This is a genomic window from Oculatella sp. FACHB-28, assembly GCF_014696015.1.
Taxonomy (GTDB): Bacteria; Cyanobacteriota; Cyanobacteriia; order Elainellales; family Elainellaceae; genus JAAUTN01.
The window spans coordinates 1-4,561 of record NZ_JACJPJ010000064.1 but is presented as its reverse complement, the minus strand read 5'-3'; the positions used below and the strand labels follow the sequence as shown (position 1 = coordinate 4,561).

The window sequence follows — 4,561 nt, the reverse complement described above, 5'->3', positions numbered from 1 at the left end:
ACTGCTGTTTTGATAGCGAGTTTTTAATTCCTCACGACTGAGGTGTTTTGCCAGTGTAATTGTGCGTCCCATCCTCCTATCTTATAGTGCTACTCCATAACCGGATTCCGTATGAGTCCTTCCTGGTGTCATTATTTGAGGAGTATTGACAATTATGCTCGTGCCACCATGATTTCGTTATCAACTCCTATCTGTTGATGAGAACACACGACCTTAATCGAAGCGAAGGTTTTAGTGCTAGCAATTTCTAACAGATTGGAGGAGTTGACTGTTAGGCTTGATGAAGCCACAGGGGGATGGGGCAGAGGTAACTAACACTTCTTAACTTTCCTTCGATTCTTCACTACAAATTCGATTTGATACAGGTAAGCAGCAGCAATCACCCATAGCCAAGAAAAGTTTAAAAGCACTTTTTCTAAATGCAATTGATAGCTTGCTGACTTCATAAGGTCGATTGATTCATTAGCTGCAACACCAGCTAGGAAGATCAAAAATATAGGTAGAGTGGCAAAAATTATGACGTTGAAATCATAAAGCACTCTAAACCAATGCATTGATGGTTTGAGCCATTCAGGTGGGTTAGACCACAACAAACGCAGCAGTAGTGAAAAAATAAGAATTAGTAGGAAGTACCAGGCAATACCTGCTAGCAATGCTAATAAATCAATAATTAGTATGCCTAGCGGATTGGTCCCCTGAGCTGTTGCCAGCACGATAGAAATAAACGCATATTGCCAGAAAGAAAAAGCGAAGACTCCAACACCACACAAGTAACCTGGAATGCTTATCTTCAATGCATTCAACCAAGATGTGTGGTTAGGGAAGAAGATTGAATGTTTCATGGGTATTCTTGGATTGGGTCCTAAATGCTTGCAGAAGCTCCCTCGGTTGCACGGATGCCGGGGGAGTTTCGTTTTTAAAGATGCCCAATGAAGCGCAAATGAAAACGCGAGAGTGTAGTTTTTTGCGTAAGCGGTCAAAATTAGTTCAAACATTGGGATTGGGTTAACCTAAGCAGGCAGGTCGCCCCACCTGCTTGGCTTCAAAACCGGACTTGCCTGTTTCCGGGGATCCGGCTTCTCTCCAACCTGGTTCATTGTCAGGAATACCAGTTTTAGGTGTTGTCGCTGCTCCATGTGCCTGGTCGTGGCAATGACAGTGCAGCAGTTTCAGATTATTCAGGCTTGGATTGCCATGATTTCCATCTTGGTGATGTACCTTGATGAGATCATCTGAACAGAAGTTAAGTCCACAGTGAGTACATTTACCCCGTTGCTGCTTGAGCAGTAATGCTCTCAGTGGGGGTAGCTTAGGATATGATCTGAGCCTTGTTCCCCAGTAAGCCCAGTCCCCATCGTACGGTGAGCGATTGGCTTGAACCTTAATATGGCGACGGATTGGTGTTTCGTTATGACGACAGAGTTTCAGTCCATCATTAGTTTGAAATACCCATCCATCTCCCTGGTTTACTCGCCAATATCGCGACACGTTCTGATGTCTGATAGTTGCTGTACTTAGGACTCCACTCTAGACCGGGTTTCTTGAGAGTAGTTACGGGTCACAATTTAAGTTGCCCGCCTCTTATCCTTCGCCTTTTGGCTGCGGTGTTTCAGCCTGATTTCACCGCTCACAACTCACGACCCTTCAAACATGGATTCCTTGCGTATCCCTATACAGCTTGCTAGACGGGATTCTAGAGTAGGCTTCCAGTTACCGCCGTTTAACCCCGCTTCAGGCGTTGATGGCTAGTCGTGAACCTGGCACTACCAGGAGGGAGGGGCTTTCACCCTCATCGGACATCAGTTGTCAAGGTTTAATGACCTTGCCTCTCATCCTCCAACTAGAGTTAGTTTCGAGAGAACGTGTTGCACTAAAATAAATTGTGTCAAAGGTCAGAAGTTGAGATCTAATGAACTACTAGCGCAGAGACATGAACACAATGACCTTTCAACCCGAACTGCTAGACCAACTGCTACAAGGCTACAAGGAACCCGAAGACCTACTGGGCGAGGGTAGAATTTTGAAACAATTGACCAAAGCCTTAGTAGAACGCTGTTTGGAGGCAGAAATGAAGACTCACCTGGAAGCACAAAAGCCCCAAACTCAAGCGGCAAAACCGACTAATCGTCGCAATGGACATAGCAAGAAAACGATTAAAGGAGAATTTGGCGAAGCCGAAATTGCCATTCCAAGAGATCGAAACTCCGAATTTGAACCCTTGATCGTTAAGAAACACCAGACCCGCTTGGATGGCTTTGATGACAAGATTTTGACCTTGTATGCCAGAGGGATGAGCACTCGTGACATTCAAGCTCAATTGCAAGACCTGTATGGAGTCGAAGTATCGGCGGGGCTAATTTCTAATGTCACCGATGCGGTCGAAGAAGAACGTAAACTGTGGCAGAATCGCCCCTTGGAGTGAGTTTACCCCATTGTTTACTTTGATGCCCTGTCAGTTTGCGATCGCTTATGAAGATCGCTCTCCTCTATGATTTGGATCTTTGACACAAATCTATTTACATACCCTACGATACTGATCGGTTGTCCTTAATAAGTTTTTGCGACACAACCGAAAATCCTTCTGCCGTGATATTGTTGGTCAGTAAAATCTCACGTATTTGATGAAACAATGAGTTTCTGCTGCTAAAGAGTACTCAACGACAGTTGTTAATTCTGTCAACTAGAATCCATCCGGCATCACAAACTCAGCCTTGTTGGAGTCTTACCACCATCTCTTGGTATGATCCGGCACAGATGTCCGTGAGCAGGTCGATGCCTTTCGGCTGCCATCCCAATTGCTCAACTGCTTTGCGATTGGACGATCAATTTTCAAATTGGACAAACGCAGTCAGGAATTGACCCCATTGCATCTCCGCTTCTTCGCGGCTGACCGATCGCACGGGTAGATCCAGTGCTGCTGCGATCGCTTCGGCGAGTGCCCGCAACGTCACGGTTGTCGATCCGGTGCCGTTGAAAACGTTACCCGCTTTTGCCGCCTTTGCTGCCAGAAGATACAGCGTCGCCGCATCATCGACGTGAACAGCTGAGGTGCACAGACTGCCATCATCCACATAGATGGACTCGCCAGCTTTTGCAGCCATTTGCATCAGCAATGGCACGAAGTAGCTACCGCCACGACCATGGACATAAGGCGGCAGACGAATCGCGCTTACCCGCACACCTCTCTCACTCAGGCTCAGTGCATGACGCTCGGAACGAATACGCTCCTTCAAGACGAAGATTTGCGACAGCGGTGAATCCTCTGTGGTTTCATTACCCGCCGGATCTGAGTCAACCACCGCCGTACCAGAAGTCACCACGAGCGCCTTCTCGGTTCCGTGTAGAGGCTCACCCAACGCACCTACTGCAGCCCCATCAATTTGTAGAATCTCTTCATAGTCCATGCTCCAGTCGTGGATGTAGGCCAGATGCAACACGGCATTGGCTTCAGAACTCTGTTGTCGAAGTATATCCAGGCTAGCGAGATCTCCACGTACTGGAATCGCACCCAAAGCTTTCAATTGAGCATCACCTGCTTCATTGCGCGACAGCCCATATACGTCGTGTCCTTCAGCTAACGCCTGTTCTGTCACAACGCGACCAATATACCCGGTCGCACCAGTCACAAATATCTGCATTTGCTCTTCCTTATTTCTGTTCCAGACAGAACGTCCTGCTTTACTCCTTCACCTTAAAATCAAAAAGCAGACGGTGCATGTGTGTTCGTCTGTATTTCATTCGCGATCGTCTTGCTATGGATGTCATCGATCAAATTCTTGCCGATTTGCGTCAGGAAGGCTGCGTGTTCTGTCGGCTGGCGGCGACCGATCCTTGGCGCATTCAGAAGAGTGCCAGCTCTGTCGCACCGTTTTACGCAGTGCTTTCCGGTAAAGCCCGCATCGAAACTGCAGACAGCGTTTACGACCTATATGAGGGAGACTTCTTGGTGCTTCCAAGCGGAGAGTCTCACGAGATGACTAGTTTCGACTCCGCAAATGCTCCTTCGGTTTCGCTGGTAGCGCTGCTCAACGAGACGGGGGTTGAACCATACCGGCGCGGTATGCGCTACCGAGAAGTAGTTCAACTCCAGCATGGTGGCGGCGGCTCGCAGAGCGTGATCCTTGTCGGCATCTTTTCCTTCGGTGACCCCCGCCGAAACCCGCTACTCACCGCGCTGCCGCCTGTGCTTGTCATCCGTAGCGGAACGGACTGTCATGCACCCTGGTTGAAAACAATCCTGAATGTCATTGCGGAGGAGCTTGCCCAAGAGCAGCCAGGCTCAAATCTAGTGGTTGCTAAACTCGCCGATCTGCTCTTTATGCAGTCCCTTCGCACGTATCTGGCGACAGACCTGCACAAATCTGTCGGCTGGATGCGCGGCATCATGGATCCGCTGGTTGGACGCGCCATCTCTTGTATGCATGCTGCACCAGAACGTCGCTGGACATTAGACTTCCTGCATGAATCAAGAGGCATGTGCCAATTCATAGTTGAGTAAGCCAGCAATCAGGTTCAAGCGCAAGCCAAACCGTTTTCTGCGGTTGCGATAACGTCCTGCAAA

Annotated in this window: 4 protein-coding genes and 2 pseudogenes; 2 read left to right on the top strand and 4 right to left on the bottom strand. The window is 48.4% G+C overall.

Going from position 1 to position 4,561, the window contains the following annotated elements; translation table 11 throughout:
* Window positions 1–311 precede the first annotated feature (311 nt).
* Both H6F88_RS13555 and H6F88_RS13550 read right to left on the bottom strand, forming a co-directional pair.
* Entirely contained in the window at window positions 312–842 is a 531-nt protein-coding gene (locus tag H6F88_RS13555; RefSeq protein ID WP_190643284.1) for a hypothetical protein, read from the bottom strand.
* Window positions 843–1,005: 163 nt separating this feature from the next.
* Window positions 1,006–1,488 (bottom strand): HNH endonuclease, encoded by a 483-nt coding sequence (locus tag H6F88_RS13550; RefSeq protein WP_190643283.1) that lies wholly within the window; start codon window positions 1,486–1,488, stop codon window positions 1,006–1,008.
* Window positions 1,489–1,930: 442 nt separating this feature from the next.
* On the opposite strand from H6F88_RS13550, the pseudogene H6F88_RS13545 reads away from it, so the two are divergent.
* Window positions 1,931–2,419, top strand: a pseudogene (locus H6F88_RS13545) (transposase); the annotation flags it as partial.
* 403 nt (window positions 2,420–2,822) lie between these two features.
* On the opposite strand, the gene H6F88_RS13540 reads toward H6F88_RS13545, so the two are convergent.
* Complete coding sequence (locus tag H6F88_RS13540; RefSeq protein ID WP_190643281.1) at window positions 2,823–3,638, bottom strand: NAD-dependent epimerase/dehydratase family protein; 816 nt, start codon at window positions 3,636–3,638, stop codon at window positions 2,823–2,825.
* 116 nt (window positions 3,639–3,754) lie between these two features.
* Here H6F88_RS13540 and H6F88_RS13535 point away from each other — a divergent pair, with 116 nt between their 5' ends.
* A complete protein-coding gene (locus tag H6F88_RS13535) occupies window positions 3,755–4,498 on the top strand; it encodes a cupin domain-containing protein (protein WP_206756445.1) in 744 nt (247 codons plus the stop codon).
* Here the strand turns inward: H6F88_RS13535 and H6F88_RS13530 are convergent.
* Window positions 4,466–4,561 (bottom strand): annotated as a pseudogene (locus tag H6F88_RS13530) (IS5/IS1182 family transposase); the annotation flags it as partial. The gene H6F88_RS13535 and the pseudogene H6F88_RS13530 overlap by 33 nt on opposite strands.